This window comes from Pseudomonas folii (assembly GCF_014357575.1).
Classification (GTDB): domain Bacteria; phylum Pseudomonadota; class Gammaproteobacteria; order Pseudomonadales; family Pseudomonadaceae; genus Aquipseudomonas; species Aquipseudomonas folii.
Genome location: NZ_JACONW010000060.1, coordinates 11581 through 33467 on the forward strand (window position 1 = coordinate 11581; position 21887 = coordinate 33467).

Consider the following 21887-nt stretch of genomic DNA (forward strand, 5'->3'; position numbering starts at 1 on the left):
GGCAAGGAAGAAGGTCGCTGCGCGCTTCATTAAGTAGCATTCATGGGTGATCGCGTAACGAAGTGGTGCATATCGTCCATTCATAAGTGATGGATTGTTCAACAATGTTTCGTTGATATACCTACACCTCAGGGGTGTTTGTTGAGTGTTGGCATACACATTGCTCTATCGAGAACATCTCTCACTGTAGGAATGATGCCGTGACACAGACCACTCAAGAGTTTACGAAAGCGCGGCGCGCCTCTCTGGTTGCCGCCATCTTCATGATGGCCACGTCTGCGATCGGGCCAGGCTTCCTGACCCAGACGGCCACGTTTACCGCCACCTTGGGTGCTGCGTTTGCGTTCGGTATCCTGGCCTCGATCCTGATCGACTTCGTTGTGCAACTGAATGTCTGGCGTATCGTCTCGCTGACCCGAATGCGCGCAGCGGACCTGGCCAACGCGGCGATTCCTGGCAGTGGCTATCTGCTGACGTTGCTGGTTCTGTGTGGTGGTCTGGTGTTCATGCTGGGGAACATCGCAGGCGCGGGCCTGGGGTTGAATGCCCTGACCGGTCTCGATCCTAAATGGGGAGGGGCGCTGAGTGCTCTGCTGGCCATCGGGATCTTCTCGTCCCACCGGGCGGGCATCGCCATGGACCGGATCATGATGGGATTGGGCATCCTCAAAGTCTGTCTGATCCTGTTCGCAGCCTTTGCCACCCACCCACCGTTGGGCGAGGCGTTGCGTCAATCGGTCTGGCCTGACTTCATCGACTTCGCCTCTATCACCACCATCGTTGGCGGCACCGTCGGCGGCTACATCACCTATGCCGGTGCTCATCGTCTGCTTGATCGCGGCACTGTGGGCGTGGAGAACATTGAAGCGGTATCCAAGGCAGCGCTGACTGGCATTCTGGTGACCGGCGTTGCGCGCTATGTTCTGTTTCTGGCGATCCTCGGTGTCGTGGCCAGTGGCGTCGTCATTGATGTGTCGGGTAAAGGTGCAAACCCTGCTGGTCAGGCGTTTCAAGCCGCAGCTGGCGATATCGGCATGATGATGTTCGGTCTGGTGCTGTGGGCTGCCGGTATCAGCAGTGTGATCGGTGCCTCCTATACATCGATGTCTTTCATCACCGTATTCTCCAAGCGAATTACCGAGCGGGTCCGTAACCTCGCCACCGTGGTGTTCATTGTTGTTTCGCTGGTCGTTTACATACTGATTGGCAAGCCACCGGCTGCGCTGCTGGTGTTTGCAGGCGGCTTCAACGGCCTGATTCTGCCTCTGGGCCTGAGCATCTTCATGTACGTCGGCTGGCGCCGGTCCGATCTTATGGAAGGCTACCATTACCCTCGCTGGTTGCTGGTACTTGGCATCCTGACCTGCCTGCTGTCCTGGTACATGGCCTACAAATCCGCAGGTGCCATCTTCGCCTTCATCGGCGCGGCCTGATTTAACGGAGATTACTGACATGCGTACGATTGACCTTAACAGCGACCTGGGAGAAAGCTTCGGCGCCTGGAGCATGGGCGACGATGCGGCGATTCTTGAAGTGGTCAGCAGCGCCAACGTGGCGTGTGGATTTCATGCGGGTGATCCAGCTGGAATACTGCGCACCCTTGAGGCGGCTGCTGCGCGAGGTGTTGCAGTGGGGGCTCATGTGGCCTACCCGGACCTGGTCGGTTTCGGGCGGCGCAACATGGACGTGCCTGCCGAGCAGTTGACTGCCGACGTGATTTATCAGATCGGCGCGCTTCAGGGTCTGGCCCGTAGCGCCGGCACTCAAGTGAGCTACGTGAAGCCCCACGGCGCGCTCTACAACACCATTGCAGGTGATGCGAAGCAGGCGGCGGCAGTCATTCAGGCGATCCTGCGCATTGATCCGACGCTGAAACTGGTTTGTCTGGCCAATTCCAGTCTGCTGGGCTGGGCCCACGATGCCGGTCTTTCCTGCGTGTCGGAAGCGTTCGCGGATCGTGCCTACACCAGCGCAGGCACGCTGGTATCCCGCTCGAAAGCCGGTGCGGTATTACATGATCCCGAGTTGATCGCCCAACGCATGCTGCGTCTGGTGAATGAAGGGGTCATCGAAACCGAGAACGGAGAGTTGATTCACCTTGAGGCTGATTCGATCTGTGTGCATGGCGACAGTCCTGACGCCGTAGGCATCGCCCGTGCCCTGAGAAAGCAGCTTGTTGAGGCAGACATCACCATTCGTGCATTTACCTGAGGTCTGGTCATGAACTCGATAAAAGAAGCCCGTGAAGCCGCTGTTGCCGCCCGTGCCCTTTACCGCGAAGGGACGGTTTCACCCACTGCCGGGCACGCGCCGGGGATGACGCAAGCCAACATGATTTCGTTACCCCGGGAATGGGCGTATGACTTCCTGCTGTTCGCCCAGCGCAACCCGCAGGCCTGCCCGATCCTCGACGTGACCGAGCCGGGCAGCCACAGCACCTTTCTGGCTTATAAGGCTGATCTACGCACTGACCTGCCGTTGTACCGGGTCTGGCGCGATGGGGAACTGGCTGAAGAGGTGACTGATGTCCGTGATATCTGGGCGCAACACACCGATCTGGTGACTTTTCTCATCGGCTGCAGCTTCACGTTCGAAACCGATCTGTTGAATGCGGGCATCGACATCAGGCACATCAGTGAGAACTGCAACGTGCCGATGTATCGCACCAACCGTGTCTGCCGACCCGCAGGCCGCCTGCAAGGCGAAATGGTGGTCTCGATGCGGCCTGTCGCCGCCGACCGCGTTGCCGACGCCGTGAAAATCACTGCCCGCTATCCTGGCGTGCACGGTGCACCCGTGCATGTCGGCGAGCCTGGGTTGCTGGGTATCAAGGATATTTCCCGACCGGATTTCGGTGACGCAGTGACCATCAAGCCCGGCGAGATTCCAGTGTTCTGGGCCTGCGGTGTGACGCCTCAGGCCGTGGTCATGGCCTCTCGGGTGCCTTTTGCCGTGTCCCATGCGCCGGGCCATATGTTCATCACTGATGTCCCTGACGGCCATTACCACGTATAGGAGTTGATCATGCGTTTCTACCCGGCCAGCCTGGACGCGCTCCTGGTTGAATTGGCGAACCTGGACGAGACTCTCGCCCTGTTCGACTCCTTGCAGCAGGAGCCCATCTTCGGCGTGCAGGAGCTCGTTCCCGCAGCCCGAACAGTGCTTGTGCATTTTCGTCCCAGCGCGATCAGCAGTCAGGCGTTGGCGGCACAAATTGCTGTGCGCGACGTCCACGGCAAAGTTCGCGAGGCTGGCAAGCTGATCGACATCGCAGTGCATTACAACGGCGAGGATCTGGATGACGTCGCCCGAGAACTCGGCATCAGTACCGAAGAAGTGATTCGGCGCCATACCGGCAGCGATTACAAAGTGGCCTTCTGTGGTTTCGCCCCGGGCTTCGCCTACTTGAGTGGCGGTGCTGAATTCGTGGTGCCACGCCGCCGTACCCCAAGAACCCGTATTCCGGCTGGAGCGGTTGCACTTGCGGGTGGCTTCAGCGGTATTTATCCACAGGCCAGTCCTGGCGGTTGGCAGATCATTGGTGTCACCGAAGCAAAAATGTGGGACCTGGAGCGTGACGAACCGGCGTTGCTTCAGCCCGGCTACCGCGTTCGTTTTCACGACGCCGGTCCGCTGGTAAACAAGACCGTTTCCGTGGCCGCACCGAACCCTGTGCAGGCGTCGCCGTTGACCGGGGATTATCTGGAAGTCGTTGCGCCGGGGCTGCAGACGTTGCTTCAGGATCTCGGTCGTCCCGGACGTGCAGGGCAGGGCGTATCGGCTTCCGGGGCGATGGACCGCGGCGCATTGCGTGCGGCCAACCGTGCAGTGGGTAACGATCCGGCAAGTGCTTGTCTTGAAGTGCTGATGGGTGGCCTGACGTTTACTTGCCATGGCCAGGCAGTGGCAGCGGTTACGGGGGCAACGGCAGCGCTGGAGGTGCGCACTGCCGAAGGTCGTCTGCTGCGCCCGGCGCTCTACGCGCCGTTTATGTTGCAGGACGGTGATCAAGTCAGCATCGGTTCGCCAACTGCCGGGTTGCGCAACTACGTGGCGCTGCGTGGCGGCTTTGCCCGTGAGCCTGTGTTGGGCAGTCTGTCCACCGACACCCTCGCCCATGTTGGCCCCGCTCCGTTGGCGGCGTGTGAGTGCCTGGCACTCCAGCAACGATCAGGCGGAGAAGCGGTATCGGTGAGTGAGCAACAGGCATTCGACATGCCCCGCGCTGATCAGATCATTACCCTGGATGTGGTCATGGGCCCGCGCAGTGACTGGTTTACGGCCGATGCTCAAGCCTTGCTCGGTCAACAGACCTGGCAGGTAACGCCGCAATCGAACCGTATTGGTATTCGATTGGCGGGCGATACCGCACTGGAACGTACCATCACCGGCGAGCTGCCCAGCGAGGGCACCACCGTTGGTGCGATTCAGGTGCCGCCGAGTGGCCAGCCGGTGCTGTTTCTGGCGGACCATCCGCTGACGGGCGGCTACCCGGTCATCGCCGTTGTAGCGCCTTATCACCTGGACCTTGCCGGTCAGATTCCGGTCAACTCCCGCATTCGCTTCAACCCGCTGGGTGCTTTCGAGCCCGTGTGCCCGGCTCTTTCAGACGAGACTGATAACTCATGAAAAAGGTTCTGATTGCCAACCGTGGCGAAATTGCTGTCCGCATCGTACGCGCCTGCCGCGATTACGGGGTCGCTTCAGTGGCGGTGTATGCCGATGCCGATATCGACGCGTTGCACGTGCGCCAGGCCGATGAGGCCTATGCGTTGCACGGTGAGCGAGGTGCCGATACCTACCTGAACATCGAGAAGCTGCTGGCCGTCGCCGCACAGGCCGGCGCTGACGCGGTTCACCCGGGTTACGGCTTTCTTTCGGAGCGGGCTGATTTTGCCCGCGCCGTGATCGATGCCGGTCTGACCTGGATCGGTCCTGATCCGAGCACCATCGACGCCTTGGGTGACAAAGTGCAGGCGCGGCGTATTGCCCTGAAAGTCGGTGCGCCGCTGGTGGCGGGGACTGAAGGTCCGGTGAACGATGCCAGCGAAGTGGTCGCGTTTGCCGAGCAGTACGGGCTGCCCATTGCGATCAAGGCAGCGTTCGGCGGCGGCGGGCGCGGTCTGAAGGTGGCGTGGAAGCTGGAAGAAGTCAGCGAGCTTTATGAGTCGGCGGTGCGCGAGGCTGTGACTGCGTTCGGGCGTGGCGAATGCTTCCTGGAGCGTTTTCTGGATCGTCCACGGCATATCGAAGCGCAAATCATCGCGGATCGCCATGGCCGCGTCGTCGTAGTCGGCACGCGTGACTGCTCGCTGCAACGACGCAATCAGAAGCTGATTGAAGAGGCGCCAGCGCCGTATCTCGATGACGCCCTTCGCCAGCGTATCCATGACTCGGCGCGCAACATCTGCGCGGAGGCGGGTTATGTTGGTGCCGGTACTGTGGAGTTTCTGCTCAGCGCGGATGGCACCTTGTCGTTCCTTGAGGTGAACACTCGTTTGCAGGTGGAGCATCCGGTCACGGAAGAAACCAGCGGTATCGATCTGGTCATCGAACAACTGCGCGTTGCCGATGGCTTGCCGTTGTCGTTCGAAGGCACGCCAACACCTCGTGGTCACAGCTTCGAATTTCGTATCAACGCCGAAGACGCCGGTAATGGTTTCCTGCCGACGCCGGGAACCATCGAGCTGTTCCAGCCACCTTCGGGTCCGGGGGTCCGCCTGGAAACCGGTGTCGAGCAAGGCTCGCGGGTGTCACCAAACTTCGATTCGATGATTGCCAAGCTGATCGTCACCGGAGCGACCCGCGAACAGGCTATCCGTCGTGCCCGCCGTGCTCTGGCCGAGTTTCGTGTGGACGGAGTCGCCACCGTATTGCCTTTCCACCAAGCCGTGATGGCGCATGACGATTTCACCGCGGCCGATACGTTCGCCGTTCACACGCGCTGGATCGAGACTGACTTTGCTGAACACGTCACGATTGCGCCGCGCAGTGCTGCGTCGGCCGATCCAGGTGTTCTGCGCACATTTGTCGAAATCGACGGCAAGCGCCACGAGTTGGGCCTGCCCGCTGCGCTATTGCGCGGAGTCAGCATGAGCTCCGCAGAGCCTGCTCCCGAAGTGGCGGCTGTGGAAAAAGCAGACCCAGAGGCAGTCGTGACGCCAGTAGCGGGCAACCTGCATAGCTGGGTCGTCGAAGATGGCGAGTCGGTAGAGGCGGGGCAGGTTGTTGCGGTGATAGAAGCGATGAAAATGGAAACCTCGATTCTTGCGCCATGCGCCGGTCGGTTAGAGATCGCTGAGCAGCCGGGTGGTTATTTCGAGGCGAAGTTCAAGATCGGACGTATCAATACGGCGGTTTGAAGGGGGACTGGCTTTAGCCGGGAAGGCGGCATTTCTGACGATGAAAATGCGGCATCTGCAACGTCCTCTTCCCGGCTGAAGCCGGTCCCACGGCATCGCGTAGAATCTGTGAAGAGTTCCATGCATGCCCTCAAAATGATGTGGCGTGGGACCGGCTTTAGCCGGGAACGCGATATTCCTGACGATGAAGATGCGTCGTCTGCAACGTCCTCTTCCCGGCTGAAGCCGGTCCCATGGCATCGCGTAGAACCTGTGAAGAACTCTATGCATGCCCGCAAAATGATGTGGCGTGGGACCGGCTTTAGCCGGGAAGGCGATATTCCTGACGATGAAAATGGGCCGTCTGCAATGGCCTCTTTCCGGCTAAAGCCAGTCCCACGGCATTGCGCCAATCCTTGCAGCGGATAGAAGTTGCGGGGACGGTGCTTATTGGTGTGCCCCCGATGGTTTATATTGACCGGCCTCCGATTCTGGAGCGGCAGACTTATAGGTTTTCGGGACACAAGAAATGCGGACGTTTTTTCTGGGCTGGACAGCGCAATACGAGCGGCGATTCATCAACTACCTGGCCGCTCGTTATGAAGTACGCAGGCTGGAAGTGCCCAAGCTGATCAAACGCACGCATCGTCTGGTCACTCGTCATCGACGGTCTGGTGGTGTGCAGGACAGAATGGTGCCGTGGCTGGGTCGTTTGTACTGTGCCATCAAAGGGTTTCGGAACACCGATATTCTGGTCTGCAACGAGGGCCAGATTCAGCGCAACGTCTTGCCCTCTATCGTGCGTGCGTTCCCAGGGCACAAAGTGCTGATGGTTCGGGATTTGGTTGATGAGGCCTTTGTTCACGCGATGAGTCCGTTCTTTGATCGAATCTACAGCTTCGATCAGGCCCAGTGTGATCGGCTGGGCATGCAGCATTTGAATCAGTTCTTCCCGCTGGGCTTCGATGAGGTGGTCGCACCAGTCGTAGTCTCCGGCGAGGCGGTTACTGGGCAGCGGTGTTTCTTTCTGGGCCGCGACAAGGGCCGTTCCGCATTGCTTGACCAGCTCGCCAGCGTTTTAGAGCAACATGGATGCGAGGTGGATTTCCACATTGTGCGGGACAGCACCTCTACGCCAACGACGCGCTTTCACACCGACGCACTGCTGGATTACGAAGCCAATCTTGAGCTATCGCTTGCTTCGGACGTGTTGGTCGAAGTCAATCAACCCGGTCAGTCCGGCTTCACGCTGCGAACCCTGGAAGCGGCTTATTTCGGCAAAAAGCTGATCACCAATAATGCATCCGTGAAGGGCACAGCCCTGTTCAATCCGGCCAACATCTTTGTCTTCGACAGCCAGGCTTCCTGGGATAGGACGGCCTTGGGCGAGTTTTTGAAAACGCCTTACCAACCCCTGCCGAAAGAAACACTCTACGCGTACTCACCCGATTACATGATCGAGCGGTTGATGAAGGAGAGCGATTGCCCATAGGTCTTGAGGTATTCAAGGCACCAAAGGGTCGGTAACCGAAATCGCTGCCCTCAGATCAGCCGCTTACTGTGAAGGCTGCAACGGCTGAAACTCTCCTCGTTCAAGGTTCTGCACCTGATTTCCCATGGAATCTGTGGCGTTGAGGTCTGCGCCTTTGGCGGCGAGGGAGTCGAGGATGTCTTTGCGATGGAAAAGGGCGGCGTACATCGCTGCGGTCTGGCCAGCGTTGTTGCGTTGGTCTGGCGCGCAATTGGCGGCAACCAGTTGGTGGGCGATGCTCAGTTCACCCTTGAAGATGGCGCCCATCAGCGCGGTATTGCCTCTGAGGTCCTTGGCGCACGGGTCGGCACCGGCATTCAGGAGTTGCGTCACCGTTTCCTGATGGCCGTGATAAGCCGCGAGAATCAGCGCGGTGTAGCCCTTTTCATCCTGAACGTTTAGGTCAAATCTGGCGTTGATGAATTCGTTGAGCATGTCCTGTCGGCCGTCACGTGCGGCCTGGAAAAACAGCGCACGCAATTGCGCCTGAGTGTCGGTGGTTGTTGCTTCGGTTGTTGCTTCGGTCGTGGCGGCACTGGCAGTGCCGGCGGTGAGGCACAGCAGCAACGCAAACAGAGTTCTGCGCATGGTGGAATCCTCTGGAAGGCCCGGCTCGCTTCAGCCAGACAGCTGAAGCGAGCGAGAGGTTGATCAGTCCTTCAGTGCGGCAGCCAGTTGCTTGACCTTGTCGAGGTCGCCTTTGGCAACTTTGGTCACGCCAGTACCGTATTCCGGATCAGCCTTGTAGAGGAACGAAAGCATGATGTTTTTGCTTTCGGTGTCGGTGGTGGCCAGCGATTCACCAAAGCTTTGAATCAAGTCCTGCTGGTCTTTTTTGCTGTACGAACGATACAGGTCGCCCGCTTGCTTGAAGTTCTGCTCGCGCTGAATCTTCGCTTGTTGAGTGCTGCCAGACAGCGGCAGTTGGCTGTAGCGAGCGGCTTCAACAGCAGGGCGCGGGTTGAGGCGGCTTGGCTCATAGTTGACGCCGGTTGTGGTGTTGCCGCTGTTCAGCGAACCGTCCTGATTGCCATTGTTGACCTTAACCTTTGGCGCGTTGATCGGCAGGCTGAAGACGTTGGTGCCGACGCGGTAGAGCTGAGTATCTGCATAGGAGAACACCCGGCCTTGCAGCAGGCGGTCTTCCGAAGGTTCGATGCCCGGTACGACGTTGGCCGGAGCCATCGCGACCTGCTCGGTTTCCTGGAAGAAGTTATCCACATTCTTGTTCAGGACCATCTGACCAATCTTGCGCTCGGGAACGTCCGGCCAGATTTTGGTCGCATCCAGTGGGTCAAAATCAAACTTGGCCAGGTCTTCAGGTTTGATCACCTGAACGTAGAGGTCCCATTTCGGGAAATCACCTTTCTTGATAGCGCCTACCAAGTCATTGGTCAGGTGGCTGTAATCCTTGGACTGGACTTCAGCAACCTGCTTTGGATCAAGGTTCTTCAGGCCTTGCAGGCTTTTCCAGTGAAACTTCACGTAGTTCACTTCGCCTTTGGCATTCACCAGTTTGTAAGCGTGAACGCCGTTGCCATCCATGGTGCGATAGCTGGCTGGTGTGCCTTCGTTGGAGTACAGCAGGGTCAGGGTGCGAGTGGCTTCCGGCACGTGGGAGAAGAAATCGAAGCGGCGCGAGTCGTCATCCAGGTTGGTGCGTGGGTCAGGCTTGAACGCGTGCACCATGTCCGGGAACTTGATGGCATCACGAATGAAGAACGTCGGGAAGTTGTTGCCGACCAGATCCCAGTTGCCGTCTGCGGTGTAGAACTTGGTCGCGAAACCACGCGGGTCGCGCAGGGTTTCCGGCGAGTGGTTGCCGTGTACTACCGAGGAGAAACGCACAAATACCGGCGTGTGTTCACCTTTGCTGAAGACCTTGGCTTTGCTCAGGTCAGAAGCACCTTCCGAGGCAACGAACTCCCCGTGTACGCCGGTACCGCGCGCGTGTACGACGCGCTCAGGGATGCGTTCGCGATCAAAGCGCTGAAGTTTTTGCAGCAGTTGCACGTCCTGTAGCAGGACCGGGCCGGTTGCACCGGCGGTTTGGGAATTCTGATTGTCGCCAACAGGGGCGCCATTATCACGAGTCAGGTTGTCAGCGTAGGCTGCGGAACTGGCCATCAGGCTTGCTCCAATCAGGCTCACTGCGACATGGAAGCGAGGTAGGGGCATCACAGGTCTCTCTCTGTTTTTGGTTGTTCTGAGAGACTAAGCGTAAAGACGAGTCTTGCCATTCATGAATTGTTTAAAGCTATGTCCTTGATAAATTTAGACATTTGAACTTAATCCGGATTTGATGATCGCCTCGGAATTTCAACGGGTTACGGCTTCCGAAAGGCGTCCGTCCGTGGCATGAGGACAGCGGCATAAGAAGAAAGGTACGACGTGCGAATCCGTTCCACTTCGCCGCTCTCGATCATTGCCCGGATTGCTTTATTTATACCCGGAAGCAGGCTCACAAGTTCCGGCTGTAATTTGATGCTGATCGCAGAATCACTGAGGCTCGCGCCACGCTCGAAAAGATCTGGATCCATGCGATGTTCTGCGACGAGGTAATCGAATAGATCATCGACCATTGCGATGGCGTCAACGCGCTTTGCGAGTAGCAGTTGAAGCAGTGCCGGGTCTTCCGAGGTTTCCAGTTCTACCAGGCGTTTGTCCGCAAAGGACGGGTCCATGGTCAGATAGGTATAGCCCCGCACGGTACCCACGGTCAGGCCGCGCAACTTATCTAAAGGGATTTTGCCGGCGGGGCTTCCTTTGAGGACGTAGAGGTGTTCCTTGACGCGCAGGTAGGGTTCGGAAAACACAAAATGTTGAAGTTCTTCCGGGCTGTTCCACTGCACTGAGTCGGCGTAGTTCATATCAAGCTCGGCCTTGCCCAGCATGGCTTGTAGCCGGTTGACCGGGTAAGAAACGAACTGCGCCTCGATATTGGCTTGCTGCAGAACGCGACGGACGATGTCGGTGGATATGCCGCGCAGGTTGCCTTGCTCATCTTCATAGCTGAACGGCCGCCATTGGGTGCCTCCAGCCTGGTAAACCTCTGCGTGTGCTGCACCGGTCAGGGCTAATGCGGTCAGCATTAATCCATGACATAGGTTGCGTAAAAACATGCTCGACTCTGCCTCCGTGCAAAATGGCCTGATCCCAAGTTAGCAGCCAAACATGGCGACCACGTGAAGATTTTCCCGGCACGCAAAAAAGCCCGCGCTGATCAGGGTCAGGCGGGCTCTTTTTGCGCATGCGGCTATTGAGGGATCTGCTTGCCCAGCTCCGGTAAGACAAAGTTTTTCACGATGTACAGCGAGCCTTCTTCACTGAGGTGCCCGGAGTCGATCTGCAGCAGCGAATCGTCCTGCAGCCGTACCAGACAAGCATTGGCCACACAGAGGTTGTCGATCAGCGACACAAAGTCGACCGCCTCAGGATCAATCTGACTGCGAGTTGCCCGGTCGGCGGCCATGACGCTCTGGTCCAGCGCCGGGTCGCTGATGTGCGATTCGTTCAGCCCCCAATGCCGGTTGGCGATGACGCTTGGCAGGGAAGGGCTCCATTGCGGCAACGGGCCCAGCAGGACGATGTGTTTGACCCCGTAGTGCTTGAGGCGAGTGGCGATGTCGTTCCACTGGGTTTTGTCGTGCTGATCCTTCTGGGCGATTACCACGACATCCGGACGCAGCTCACGAATACTTTGCAGCGCGGTCCGGTTGGAATAGTTGCAGGTCAGGCGTGGCGCGGTGGCGCGTCCGTTGTCCTGGGTCAGGCTGGGTCTACAACCGGCCGAAGCGACCTGATAGAACGGCGTGTCGTGCGCGAGCAAGGTTCTTAAACCGAGTGATAACGCCTGGGCATGAGAGTCGCCCCACAGGAAGACGCCACCATGCCCGCGCTTTTCCGTGCAGGACGGGTCAATGGCGGACAGGCCGCGTTCGGTGAATGCAGAAAAGGCATCGCATTTGAGCCAGTAGGTTTCATACAGGTTTTTCTGCCGGTTGGCGTAATCCTGAACAAAGCGCGCCTTGTCGGAAATGCTCACCGAGCGCAGTGCAGAAACCGCACCTTCCGTGGCATTCACCGCCCCCGCGGCGACAAACACCGAGCCGATCAATGCGCTGACGGTGGCAAACCTCCAGCGTCGTTTTGCGGTGAATGCTGCGGGGGATTTTTCAATCAGATGGTAAGACGCCATAGCCAGGCCAAACGCGCACAGCATGCCGAGCACCAGGCTGGATGTGTCGCCCAGATAGCCCGAGTAACTCATGAACACGACCACGGGCCAGTGCCAGAGGTACAGTGAGTAAGACAGTTTGCCGGTCCATTGTGAGAATCGGTTGCCGGTCAGGAACGAGTCTTGTCGCGCCGCAATGATCACGGCCAGGGTACCCAGCACCGGCAGCAACGCCAGATAACCTGGCCATATGTCCTTCTCGGAGAGGACAAAGAAGCTCGCCATCATCAGCCCCAGCCCGACACGTTCCAGCGCGCGTTTATGCGACGTCTGGAGCTTGATGGGAAACGCACAGGCGGCTGCGCCGACCAGCAGCTCCCAGGCGCGTGTCGGCAGCAGATAGAACGACGGCTCCGGCCATTTGAATGACGCGAATACGCAAAAGCCGAACCCGCTCAGACAGGCGATCAGGATGAGCCAGCGCAAACGGTGCAAGGCAATCACTCGGCTCAACGCCAGCAATACCAGCGGATAGATCATGTAGAACTGCCACTCCACTGACAGCGACCACGTGTGCAGTAGCCATTTCTCGTGGGCGCCCGGGGTGAAGTACCCGGCTTCGAACCAGTAAATGATGTTCGATACAAAACCCAGGCTGGCAGCGATGTGTTTGCCCAGTTCGCTGTAGTCCTGCGGCAACAGGTAGAACCAGCCTGCCAACAAGAGCACAAAGCACAGCACCGCAAGGGCCGGGACTATCCGTCGGGCGCGGGATGCGTAGAACGTCAGCAGACTGAAATTTCCCGCATGCAGGCTGCGCAGGATGATGCCCGTGATCAGGTAGCCAGAGATCACGAAGAAGATATCCACGCCCGCAAACCCGCCGGGTAACCAATCGGGATTGAAGTGGTAAAGCAGCACGGCGATCACCGCGATGGCACGCAGTCCATTGATGTCTTTTCTGAAGTCCATTGCGTTACGTCATCCGGATGGGAGGCGGGGGCAGGGCATGAGGTCAGCGCCTTTGGGGCGCTACTGTCTCGGAGTTCAGGCTGATGATTTTCGGAAAGCGGGTGAGGGTAACGGGAACAGAGCACTGGTCGTCCTGACAACGCCAGAAGGCCTCGCCGGATATTTGCCCTTTGGCCGGGTCCGCCGTATCGACGAACATGACCGGTCCTTTCTGTTGGCGCTGGGTGGTGATCTGCTCCAGGCGCGGCTCGCCGACAGCCCAGGCGGCAATGACATGCTCATCACCCTTGTCGAAGTGCAACTGATAGGCATCGGCAGATTGAGTGCTGGCCTGCGCGTCCCAGGTGAAATGCCTGATCACGTCGGCAATGGCGTGGACCATTCCGTAGGCGGGCTTGGGTGACAGGTCCTGATTGAGCAGACCAAAGTTATGCTCTTGATCGGTTCTGTCTGGCCCGTCATTGATCAGGTCGTACCACCAAAGGCCTTTGATGTTCGGGACGGTGCGGGTGAAAAACAGAATCTGCGCCAGGTACGCCGCCTGGGTTTGTTGGGTATTCCCGCACGGACCTTTGTGGCTGGGCCAGGCCATTTCCGTGATGTAGATCGGTACGACGCGTCCTGCCCTGGTGCGAATGTGTTGCTCATAATCGCGCAGCCACTGTACCCAGCTTTCCGGGTTGTTACGCCCGTCGGCGGCGCAATGGGCGTAAGGATGAATCGATAGCCCATCAACGAGATCAAGCATGCCTGCGTCGATCAGTCGATCGGCAAAGCCGCTGTCCATGCCTTCGGGAGTCACCGAACCCGCAAGGATTTTGGCCGGCGTGCCGTTTACCTTGACGGTGTTCTTGCGGATCACCGGTACGGCCTCACGGACCAGCGCGGCGTAATCCGCGCTAAGTTGCGGGTCCTTGGGGGCCTCAAGATCCCACTCGTTCCAGATCTCGTAGAAATCGACCTTGTTGCCCAACTGACCGGTGACGTAATTCACATAGTTCAAGTAACCCGCCTTGACCGTCGGCGTGCGCGGTTTGGCGTTGTCGTGAAAGGCTGTGCTGTAATCCAGAATCGTCAGCCTGTTCAGGTTCAGGCGGGTTGCGGTGCTGAGGTAATCACGCCATGGCGCGATGATGCGCCAATGATTGGGCGTCGGCTCTGCGGTCGACCAGAAAACATCGTCTTTGACGGCGCTGAATCCGGCCTTGGCAGCCAGCTCCAATGCGGGCTTCGACGAGGCGTCGAAGTTCATCAGGTGTGTGCTGATGCCCAGAATAAAAACCTCTTCGGCCTGCAGCGCAGTACAGGTCAGCCAGGTCATGCAGGCAAGCGCGGCGGCAAATCCTTTGCCCGTCATCGTCAGTACACCGTCGGCGAGGGCGACCAGTGAAACTCCTGGAGCCTTGGGGTTTTGCGGCTATCCATAAGCTTGTCAGACAGTGCATGACCTATCGCCAGGCCAAGGAACAGATTGGCGACGGTTACTTCAAACATGTCGGTGGTCCAACTGATCATGCAGCAGCAGAAAGTGATCGCCAGCAATGCTCTACCGACATGGCTGTCGTCATCGGTCAGTTTGAAAAACAAGGGAATCTGCATCAGGTACAGCAGCACGCCACCCAGCCCGAGCATCGCCCACAGGTACATGGCGCTGCTGTCCGAACCGACCAGCATTTCACCACCGGGGACCGGGAACATCGAGGCCGCACCACCGAACATGCCGAAGCCTGCACCGGTGAGGCTCCAGCCTTCGTTGCTGACGGCGTGAGCGACATTGGGCCAGGTGTTGATCAATCGGTCATACAGGGTGCCCAGCGCCGAGTTGCTACTGCTGACGGTGTGCATGTCGAAGTCATAAAGCATGCCCAGCACCGGCAGCAGCATCCCCGCCAATACTGTGATGAGGCACACAATCCGCGTCGTCCAGCGCATGCGGCTGATCAGCAATAACACCAGGGTGAACGCGAAGGCTGCGGCGGGGGCTTTGCTGGTGGTCAGGACGATGGCGTACAGAGCCACCGGGCTCAACAGCAACCAGAGAAGCCGTGAGCGCAGCAGTATGAGCAGGTACAGCGTGTAGATGGCGATCAGGATCGACAGGATGTTGGACACCCGGGCGAAGCCGGCGATGCGGTCTTCAGTGTCCGTGGTCCATGAGGTGTTGGCGCTCAGTTCAGCATCGCCGATGCTGTAGCTGTAGCCTTTCCACGGTACCGAGGTGAATTTATCCAGCGCGATGCCCACCAGTGATGCCGCCAGGCACAGGCCAATCACCCATAAAAATAATCGGCGCCGATGGATCAGATGTTCGCTGCAGACCATCCCGAACAGCAGCGGGCTGATACCAAACAAGGCAAAGGCCACGTTGTTCAAGCTTGCCCCATGCAACATCGCCAGCACGCTGGAAACCACCAACAGCAACAAGCTCAGCCAGACCATCCGGCCTGCCTTGTAATCACGCAGCTCCAGGGCAAACATCACCAGGCAGGCAATCTTCGGCACATACAAAAGAGGCCCGATACCCGCCTTGTCGAAGTAAAAGCGCAGCGCACCGGAAAAGGTCTCGATCAGGATCAGGCTGATGGCAATCCATACCACCACCGTTGATTTGTTGAAGGACAGAATCGACGAGCGAGCGTCGCTGCCTTTCGCAGAGTTCAACATCATGTTTTCTGCCTCGGGAATGCTGATTGGGAGTTGGATCGTGCTTGAGATTCTGTGAACACGGCCCTGTGGGTGGCTTGCAATCCCGTAGGACCGGCTTTAGCCGGGAGAGCGGTATTTCTGGCGAAGAGGTTTAGGTAAACGTTCCGACGCCCTCCCGGCTAAAGCCGGTCCTACGGGACAGCGCGTCTCGCAATGGGCATGCGATATTTAAGGCCGTGATGAGTTGAGGTCTGAGGGAAAACAGCATCCACGCTACCGCTCATCAACCATGGGGAATGGCCAACGCGACAGGAAAACAGGGAGGGAAAATCAGAAAGGACAGGGGCTATATCAGCCTGAGTTCGGAGAACTGTCAATCAATTCGTCAATATTTGAACATCTTCCCAAGGTCAGGAATTTTTCTGATTCGTAACTTATTGAATTGGATAGGCATTAAAAATTGACGTATGCAGCGGGACGATTCCGAGGTGCATGCAAATACTGCAATACACCTCGGAATCAGTTCGGGTTACGCCGGATATTTACGCTTGTCAGGCGCGGGCGGGAAGTACTGGTACAGCCAGGTTTCGCTGAGTGTGCGGTCCTGAGTCTTGATATACATACGCATCTCTACCGGTTCGACCGAGTCGCTGTCTGGCAGCCAGTCGAAAATGATCCGATAGCCTTTGATGTCAGGCAGCACGAGGATATTGAATTCCTGCAGCTTGCCATGGGACACCGTCACGATAGGCTCGATGGCTGTGCCTTCCGGCAGGCTTTCCAGACCGCCGCCGTTGAAGTCCACTGCAAAACGTCGCGCCCAGAACTTCGGGTAATGCTCGCCGGGTGCCCAGCCCTCGGTGAAACCGCCCATGCCGGAACGCGTGGCATGCACTTGCGCCAGTGGCGTGCGCACAGGTGGCAGCGGTGCCCAATACAGCTTGTAGCCGTAATTGACCGATTGCCCGGCTTTGATTTTGTCCTTCGGCGTCCAGAACACTACGATGTTGTCCATGGTCTCGCCGGTGGTGACGATTTCCACCAGATTGACCGCGCCTTCGCCCCACTGTGTCGTCGGCTCTACCCACAGGCTTGGACGGCGGTGATACCAGTCAACGGTGTCCTGATAGCTGGCGAATTCATGGTCGGTCTGCACCAGACCGAAACCTTTGGGGTCTTTGTCGGCGAAGGCGTTGAATTGCAGGCTTGGCGGATTGTTCAGCGGGCGGCAGATCCACTCGCCATTACCACGCCACATGGCCAGACGATCCGAGTCATGGATTTGCGGGTGAATGGTGTCGCACATCCGGCGCTCGTGGGTGCCGCAGCTGAACATACTGGTCATCGGTGAGATGCCCATTTGATCGATGTCGGTGCGTGCGTTGATGTTCGCATCGATGTCCATGACCACCTGGCCGGACTGGCAGTCGATGTCGAAACGGTACGCGCCGGTGCAGCTTGGCGAATCCAGCAGTGCGTAGACCACAAAGCGCGTGGCATTCTTGTCCGGTGTTTCGAACCAGAACTTGGTGAAATCAGGGAATTCTTCCTGACGCTTGGCGTAGGTATCGATAGCCAGGCCGCGTGCCGACAAGCCGTATTGCTTGTTGCTGTCCACTGCACGGAAATAGCTGGCACCGAGGAACGAAACGACATCGTTGATGGCGATTTCGGGTGCCTTGAACAGCTTGAAGCCGGCAAAGCCCAAGTCACCTTTGACCAGCGATTTGTCGATGCCGCTGGACTCGTAGTTGAACAGTTCGTGGCGGAAGTGCACTTCCCGGGACTCTTTGGTCTTCGGGTCGACGCTGTACATGCGCACTGGCGTTTTGAAGCCCATGCCGACGTGGAAGAAATGCACGTCCAGTTGGCCATTAAGCTCGTTCCACAAGGAGTGGCCAGCGTCGTATTTGATTGCGTTGAACTGTTGCGGTGTCATGTTTGCCAGTACAGGTGGCAGTACTTGCTTGTTGCTGACGTAACCCCGACCAGCCAATTGCTTGGCATGGGCTTTCAGTGCATCGAAGTCAAAGTGTTCGATTTCGCCGTCGGCCGTGGCGGCCATTGCGCGTGCAGCAAAAAGCCCTGAGGCCGGAACGCTGCTATAAGCCGCCAGCGCCATGGATGCTTTCAGGAGAGTCCTGCGATTCATAAGGTGAAGCCCCTAACGAGTACTGTGCATCCTGCACAAGAAAATTGCGCGCTACGACTCCTTGCTGAACGCCAAAGTACCGACTACAGATAACAAACACAGCATCTGGTTCGAAAAAAACATAAATAATTACGATTTAGATGTGCCGGAATTGTTTCTGGATCGCGCATTACCTTGTGGGAGCGGTGCTTGCCCGCGATAAGGACGCAGCAGGGTTTAGGTAATATCCGAACCCTGCTGCGTCCTTATCGCGGGCAAGCACCGCTCCCACAAAAGCGCAATTAATCAAGACTGCGTTGGCAACCCGATCACGCTCATCGCCGCCTGGCGCAGGGCTTCGGAGCGGGTAGGGTGGGCGTGGCTGATCAGCCCGATGTCTTCCGACGATGCCGCGAACTCCATGGCGACACAGAACTCGGCGATCATTTCGCTGACGCTCGGGCCTACCAGATGCACGCCGAGAATTTCGTCGGTGCGCTCGTCGGCCAGAACCTTCGCGAAGCCATCCGTTTCGTGATTGACCTTGGAGCGGCTGTTGGCGCTGAACGGGAACTTGCCGATCTTGTAGGCGCGGCCATCCGCCTTGAGTTGCTCTTCGGTCTTGCCGACGCTGGCCAGTTCCGGACGGGTGTAGATCACGTTGGGAATCAGGTTGTAATTCACCTCCCCAGCCTTGCCGACAATTCGCTCCAGACACACCGTCGCTTCGTCTTCGGCCTTGTGCGCGAGCATTGGACCTGAAGTGACGTCGCCGATCACCCAGACATGCTCGGCAGCGGTCCGATGGCCTTTGTTTTCGAGCATGCCGCGCTTGTCGACCTCAAGGCCGACCGTTTCCAGCCCCAGGCCGTTGGTGAAAGGCCGCCGGCCAATAGAGACCAACACGTAATCGGCTTCGATCAACTCGGCATCGCCACCGGCAGCGGGCTCAACGCTGAGATTCACGCCATGATCCGTCGAGGTTGCGGTCGTGACCTTCGAGCTGAGCTTGAAGGTGATTCCCTGACGCGACAGTGAACGTTGCAAGGTCTTGCCAGCTTCCAGATCCGTGCCATGGGCGACGTGATCAAGGTATTCCACCACTGTGACTCTCGCGCCCAGGCGACGCCATACCGACCCCAGTTCCAGACCGATGACCCCTGCGCCAATTACCACCAGATGCTTGGGCACTTCGGCCAGGGACAGCGCGCCGGTGGAGTCCAGAATGCGTTTGTTGTCGATCTCCACACCGGGCAGCGGTGTCGGCTCTGAGCCTGTGGCGATGATGATGTCCCTGGCTTGCAGCTCGGTCTCGACACCCTGGGCATCGGTGACGATCACTTTGCCCGGACCTGCAATGCGCCCCCAGCCTTTGATCCATTCTGCCTTGTACTTGCGAAACAGGAACTCGATACCCTTGGTCAGTGCTGCCACGCTGTCGCCTTTCTGTTTCATCATCTGCGCAAGGTTAAGCGTGGGCGTGACCTCGATACCGAGCTTGGCGAACTCCTCACCCGCGGCCGACTCGTACAGCTCCGACGCATGCAGCAGCGCCTTGGAAGGAATGCAGCCGACGTTCAGGCAAGTCCCGCCCAGTGTCTCGCGGCCCTCGATGCAGGCTACGCTCAGTCCCAACTGACCGGCGCGAATGGCTGCGTTATAGCCGCCGGGGCCGCCACCGATAATCACAACGTCATAACTGCTCATAGCCTTTGCTCCTGAGTCGAGATGGAGAGGTAAAGCCCAGAGGATAGCGGGCCATTAAATTATGGTTGTAATGTTTAGGGGGGGTAAGCGTCAAGCGGCAGCTTTTTGTAGGCGCAGCTCCCGGCCGTCGCGCAGCAATAAATGGATCTGTAGGAGCGCACGAGCACCGCGAGGCCGCGATAGCGTGTATCAGACAGGCCGCCATCGCTGCCTCGCGGTGCTCGTGAGCTCCTAAAGAAAAGCATTCAAAATCAGTTAGTTGCCTGACATGCCACGTCAGGTCCACCAGTACCGCACGAGGTGAAAGAAGATCGGCGCGGCAAAGCACACGGAGTCGAGGCGATCGAGCATGCCGCCGTGACCTTCGATCATGTGACCCCAGTCCTTCACGCCACGGTCGCGCTTGATCGCCGACATGACGATGCCACCGGCAAAACCTAACAAGTTGACCAGCAGCGCGATCAGAATCGACTGCCACGGATTGAATGGGGTGATCCAGAACAACGCGCCGCCAATCAGCGAGGCAAGTGCGATGCCGCCGACAAAACCTTCAACGGTCTTGGAGGGCGACAGATTGGGCGCAATCTTGCGTTTACCGAAGAGCTTGCCGCAGACGTACTGCAACACATCCGAGAGTTGCACCACGATCACCAGCCAGGCGATCAGCAACAGATTGCGGCCTTCGTATCCGGCGATATCCAGCGTCAACAGGGCGGGAACGTATGACACGCAGAACACCGCGATCATCAGTCCCCACTGGACCTTCGAGGCGCGTTCGAGGAAGTGTTTGCTGTCGCCCCCCAGTGACGCAAGGATCGGCAACAGCAAGAACACATAGACCGGAATAAAGATCGAAAACAGCCCGTACCAGTCCATCCAGATCAGGATGTATTGCAGTGGCAAGGCCACGTAGAACGCTGCTACCAAAGCCGGGTAATCGCTTTTGCGGGTCGGCGTCAGGGTCAGGAATTCCCGAAGGGCATAGAACGATACCGCGTAGAACAGCAGGATTACCGCGGTGTATCCCAGCGAAAAGGCGATGCCGATGACAATTACCATCACCCACCACGCATTGATCCGCGCGTTCAGGTTGTCGATGACCGAATTAGGTCCGCCAGCCTTGCGTTTGAGGATGTAGCCGATCAGCGAGGCCAGCAACAAAATTGCGCCAATCCCCATGAACAACATTTGCGTCTGCTTATCCATCAAAGCTGCTCCGGAGCCAGGGCCAGCAGCGCTTCACGGCTGCGCGACAGAAACTGTTCTTTGCTTTCTTCACTGCCCAACTGCAACGGCGCGCCGAAACTGGTGGTGCACAACAACGGCAATGGCAGTATTCGCCCTTTTGGCATGACACGATTCAGGTTGGCGATCCACACTGGCACCAGCTCGGCCTGTGGGTAACTTTTCGCCAGGTGATACAAGCCACTTTTGAACGGCAGCAGACCCTCTTCCGGGTTGCGGGTGCCCTCCGGAAAGATGATCAGCGAATCACCGCTTTCCAGCGCTTCCAGCATGGGCTGTAACGGGTTGCTGTCCGGCGTCTTGCGCTGACGATCCACCAGCACGCCATTGAACACACCGTTGATGATGTAGCGGCGCAGCGGACTGCTCTGCCAGTAATCCGCGCCCGCAACGGGGCGAGTCAACTTGCGCAGCGCTGGAGGCAGCGAGGCCCAGAGCAAGACGAAATCGCCGTGGCTGCTGTGGTTGGCGAAATAGATGCGTTGTGTCGGCTCTGGAGAACTGCCGAGCCACAGGCTGCGGGCACCAGTGATGCTGCGCGCGCCGGCTGTAATCAGCGTCGCGACCAAGGGTTCAAACATGGCGTTTCCTCAAGAGGTGACGGACAACCAAGGGAAAATCACGACCGCACTCAACAATACCAACAGCTGAACGGCCAAAAACAAAAGCTGCTGGCGCAGAAGCCGTAAAGCACCCTGACTGCGAACCGACCACGCCCGCCCGGCTTTATCCACAGGCTGGAGGCCGAGTGTGCTCAAGGCGTCATCCAGCGCTGCAGTGCGGTCTGTTGGCCACTGGGGATCGTTGGCCATGATGTGGAACAGATCAGCGTCAAATGCCACGCGCATGGCGTAGTACTTTTCCAGCAGACCCAGAATCGTGCCCGAAACTGCGAGGATCAACAGGAATGGGTGAACGTCGGTTATCAACAGCTGAATCAGGCCGAAGGCGAGACTGAGCAGCGTCAGCCCTGTGGACAAGTTATCCAGTGCCTTGCCCCGACGCAGCAGACTGGCGACGACGTGGAGTTGCATTTCATGGGACATCTCTGTTTGCCTTCAGGTGAGTCTGCGCCGGTTTGACGCCATCGCGAGCTAGCTCGCTCTTCTCAAAAAAACTACAACTATCTGATTTTGA

General features: G+C 58.1%; 17 protein-coding genes. 6 read left to right on the forward strand and 11 right to left on the reverse strand.

The window, feature by feature from the left end; translation table 11 throughout:
• Positions 1-200: 200 nt before the first annotated feature.
• The 6 genes from H8S59_RS14035 (at position 201) to H8S59_RS14060 (ending at position 7833) form a co-directional block, all read left to right on the forward strand.
• Positions 201-1433 (forward strand): NRAMP family divalent metal transporter, encoded by a 1233-nt coding sequence (locus H8S59_RS14035; RefSeq protein ID WP_095093099.1) that lies wholly within the window; start codon positions 201-203, stop codon positions 1431-1433.
• A 19-nt stretch (positions 1434-1452) separates the two neighbouring features.
• On the forward strand, positions 1453-2211 hold the full coding sequence (locus tag H8S59_RS14040; RefSeq protein ID WP_187521799.1) for a LamB/YcsF family protein: 759 nt from the start codon (positions 1453-1455) through the stop codon (positions 2209-2211).
• Positions 2212-2220: 9 nt separating this feature from the next.
• On the forward strand, positions 2221-3015 hold the full coding sequence (locus tag H8S59_RS14045) for a putative hydro-lyase (protein WP_187521800.1): 795 nt from the start codon (positions 2221-2223) through the stop codon (positions 3013-3015).
• A 9-nt stretch (positions 3016-3024) separates the two neighbouring features.
• Complete coding sequence (locus tag H8S59_RS14050; protein WP_187521801.1) at positions 3025-4629, forward strand: 5-oxoprolinase subunit B/C family protein; 1605 nt, start codon at positions 3025-3027, stop codon at positions 4627-4629.
• Positions 4626-6362 carry an acetyl/propionyl/methylcrotonyl-CoA carboxylase subunit alpha gene (locus tag H8S59_RS14055; protein ID WP_187521802.1) on the forward strand — a complete coding sequence of 579 codons (1737 nt, stop codon included), beginning with the start codon at positions 4626-4628 and terminating at the stop codon, positions 6360-6362. The genes H8S59_RS14050 and H8S59_RS14055 overlap by 4 nt, the downstream gene beginning before the upstream one ends.
• 508 nt (positions 6363-6870) lie before the next feature.
• A complete protein-coding gene (locus H8S59_RS14060; RefSeq protein ID WP_187521803.1) occupies positions 6871-7833 on the forward strand; it encodes a WaaS/CpsH family glycosyltransferase in 963 nt (320 codons plus the stop codon).
• Positions 7834-7896: 63 nt separating this feature from the next.
• On the opposite strand, the gene H8S59_RS14065 is transcribed toward H8S59_RS14060, so the two are convergent.
• The 11 genes from H8S59_RS14065 to H8S59_RS14115 all read right to left on the reverse strand — a co-directional run bounded on the left by H8S59_RS14065 (position 7897) and on the right by H8S59_RS14115 (position 21796).
• On the reverse strand, positions 7897-8460 hold the full coding sequence (locus tag H8S59_RS14065; RefSeq protein ID WP_187521804.1) for an ankyrin repeat domain-containing protein: 564 nt from the start codon (positions 8458-8460) through the stop codon (positions 7897-7899).
• A gap of 63 nt (positions 8461-8523) precedes the next feature.
• Positions 8524-10050 (reverse strand): catalase KatB, encoded by a 1527-nt coding sequence (gene katB, locus H8S59_RS14070; protein WP_187521805.1) that lies wholly within the window; start codon positions 10048-10050, stop codon positions 8524-8526.
• Between the two features lie 149 nt (positions 10051-10199).
• Positions 10200-10994: a substrate-binding periplasmic protein gene (locus tag H8S59_RS14075; RefSeq protein ID WP_187521806.1), complete on the reverse strand. Its 795-nt coding sequence runs from the start codon at positions 10992-10994 to the stop codon at positions 10200-10202.
• Positions 10995-11128: 134 nt separating this feature from the next.
• Positions 11129-13021 (reverse strand): acyltransferase family protein, encoded by a 1893-nt coding sequence (locus tag H8S59_RS14080; RefSeq protein ID WP_187521807.1) that lies wholly within the window; start codon positions 13019-13021, stop codon positions 11129-11131.
• Between the two features lie 43 nt (positions 13022-13064).
• On the reverse strand, positions 13065-14378 hold the full coding sequence (locus tag H8S59_RS14085) for a hypothetical protein (protein WP_187521808.1): 1314 nt from the start codon (positions 14376-14378) through the stop codon (positions 13065-13067).
• Between the two features lie 2 nt (positions 14379-14380).
• On the reverse strand, positions 14381-15688 hold the full coding sequence (locus tag H8S59_RS14090; RefSeq protein ID WP_095093088.1) for a hypothetical protein: 1308 nt from the start codon (positions 15686-15688) through the stop codon (positions 14381-14383).
• Positions 15689-16196: 508 nt separating this feature from the next.
• Positions 16197-17819: a glucan biosynthesis protein D gene (locus H8S59_RS14095; protein ID WP_095093087.1), complete on the reverse strand. Its 1623-nt coding sequence runs from the start codon at positions 17817-17819 to the stop codon at positions 16197-16199.
• A gap of 285 nt (positions 17820-18104) precedes the next feature.
• On the reverse strand, positions 18105-19505 hold the full coding sequence (gene lpdA / locus H8S59_RS14100) for a dihydrolipoyl dehydrogenase (protein WP_187521809.1): 1401 nt from the start codon (positions 19503-19505) through the stop codon (positions 18105-18107).
• Between the two features lie 276 nt (positions 19506-19781).
• On the reverse strand, positions 19782-20711 hold the full coding sequence (locus H8S59_RS14105; protein WP_095093085.1) for a phosphatidate cytidylyltransferase: 930 nt from the start codon (positions 20709-20711) through the stop codon (positions 19782-19784).
• Complete coding sequence (locus tag H8S59_RS14110) at positions 20711-21331, reverse strand: lysophospholipid acyltransferase family protein (protein ID WP_027902501.1); 621 nt, start codon at positions 21329-21331, stop codon at positions 20711-20713. The genes H8S59_RS14105 and H8S59_RS14110 overlap by 1 nt, the downstream gene beginning before the upstream one ends.
• A 9-nt stretch (positions 21332-21340) precedes the next feature.
• Positions 21341-21796: a hypothetical protein gene (locus H8S59_RS14115; protein ID WP_187521810.1), complete on the reverse strand. Its 456-nt coding sequence runs from the start codon at positions 21794-21796 to the stop codon at positions 21341-21343.
• Between the last annotated feature and the right edge of the window lie 91 nt (positions 21797-21887).

Coding starts and splice junctions, on each gene's coding strand:
- H8S59_RS14040 (WP_187521799.1), top strand. CDS start 1,453: ATGCGTACGATTGACCTTAACAGCGACCTGGGAGAAAGCTTCGGCGCC.
- H8S59_RS14045 (WP_187521800.1), top strand. CDS start 2,221: ATGAACTCGATAAAAGAAGCCCGTGAAGCCGCTGTTGCCGCCCGTGCC.
- H8S59_RS14050 (WP_187521801.1), top strand. CDS start 3,025: ATGCGTTTCTACCCGGCCAGCCTGGACGCGCTCCTGGTTGAATTGGCG.
- H8S59_RS14055 (WP_187521802.1), top strand. CDS start 4,626: ATGAAAAAGGTTCTGATTGCCAACCGTGGCGAAATTGCTGTCCGCATC.
- H8S59_RS14060 (WP_187521803.1), top strand. CDS start 6,871: ATGCGGACGTTTTTTCTGGGCTGGACAGCGCAATACGAGCGGCGATTC.
- H8S59_RS14065 (WP_187521804.1), bottom strand. CDS start 8,460: ATGCGCAGAACTCTGTTTGCGTTGCTGCTGTGCCTCACCGCCGGCACT.
- katB (WP_187521805.1), bottom strand. CDS start 10,050: ATGCCCCTACCTCGCTTCCATGTCGCAGTGAGCCTGATTGGAGCAAGC.
- H8S59_RS14075 (WP_187521806.1), bottom strand. CDS start 10,994: ATGTTTTTACGCAACCTATGTCATGGATTAATGCTGACCGCATTAGCC.
- H8S59_RS14080 (WP_187521807.1), bottom strand. CDS start 13,021: ATGGACTTCAGAAAAGACATCAATGGACTGCGTGCCATCGCGGTGATC.
- H8S59_RS14085 (WP_187521808.1), bottom strand. CDS start 14,378: ATGACGGGCAAAGGATTTGCCGCCGCGCTTGCCTGCATGACCTGGCTG.
- H8S59_RS14090 (WP_095093088.1), bottom strand. CDS start 15,688: ATGATGTTGAACTCTGCGAAAGGCAGCGACGCTCGCTCGTCGATTCTG.
- H8S59_RS14095 (WP_095093087.1), bottom strand. CDS start 17,819: ATGAATCGCAGGACTCTCCTGAAAGCATCCATGGCGCTGGCGGCTTAT.
- lpdA (WP_187521809.1), bottom strand. CDS start 19,505: ATGAGCAGTTATGACGTTGTGATTATCGGTGGCGGCCCCGGCGGCTAT.
- H8S59_RS14105 (WP_095093085.1), bottom strand. CDS start 20,711: ATGGATAAGCAGACGCAAATGTTGTTCATGGGGATTGGCGCAATTTTG.
- H8S59_RS14110 (WP_027902501.1), bottom strand. CDS start 21,331: ATGTTTGAACCCTTGGTCGCGACGCTGATTACAGCCGGCGCGCGCAGC.
- H8S59_RS14115 (WP_187521810.1), bottom strand. CDS start 21,796: ATGTCCCATGAAATGCAACTCCACGTCGTCGCCAGTCTGCTGCGTCGG.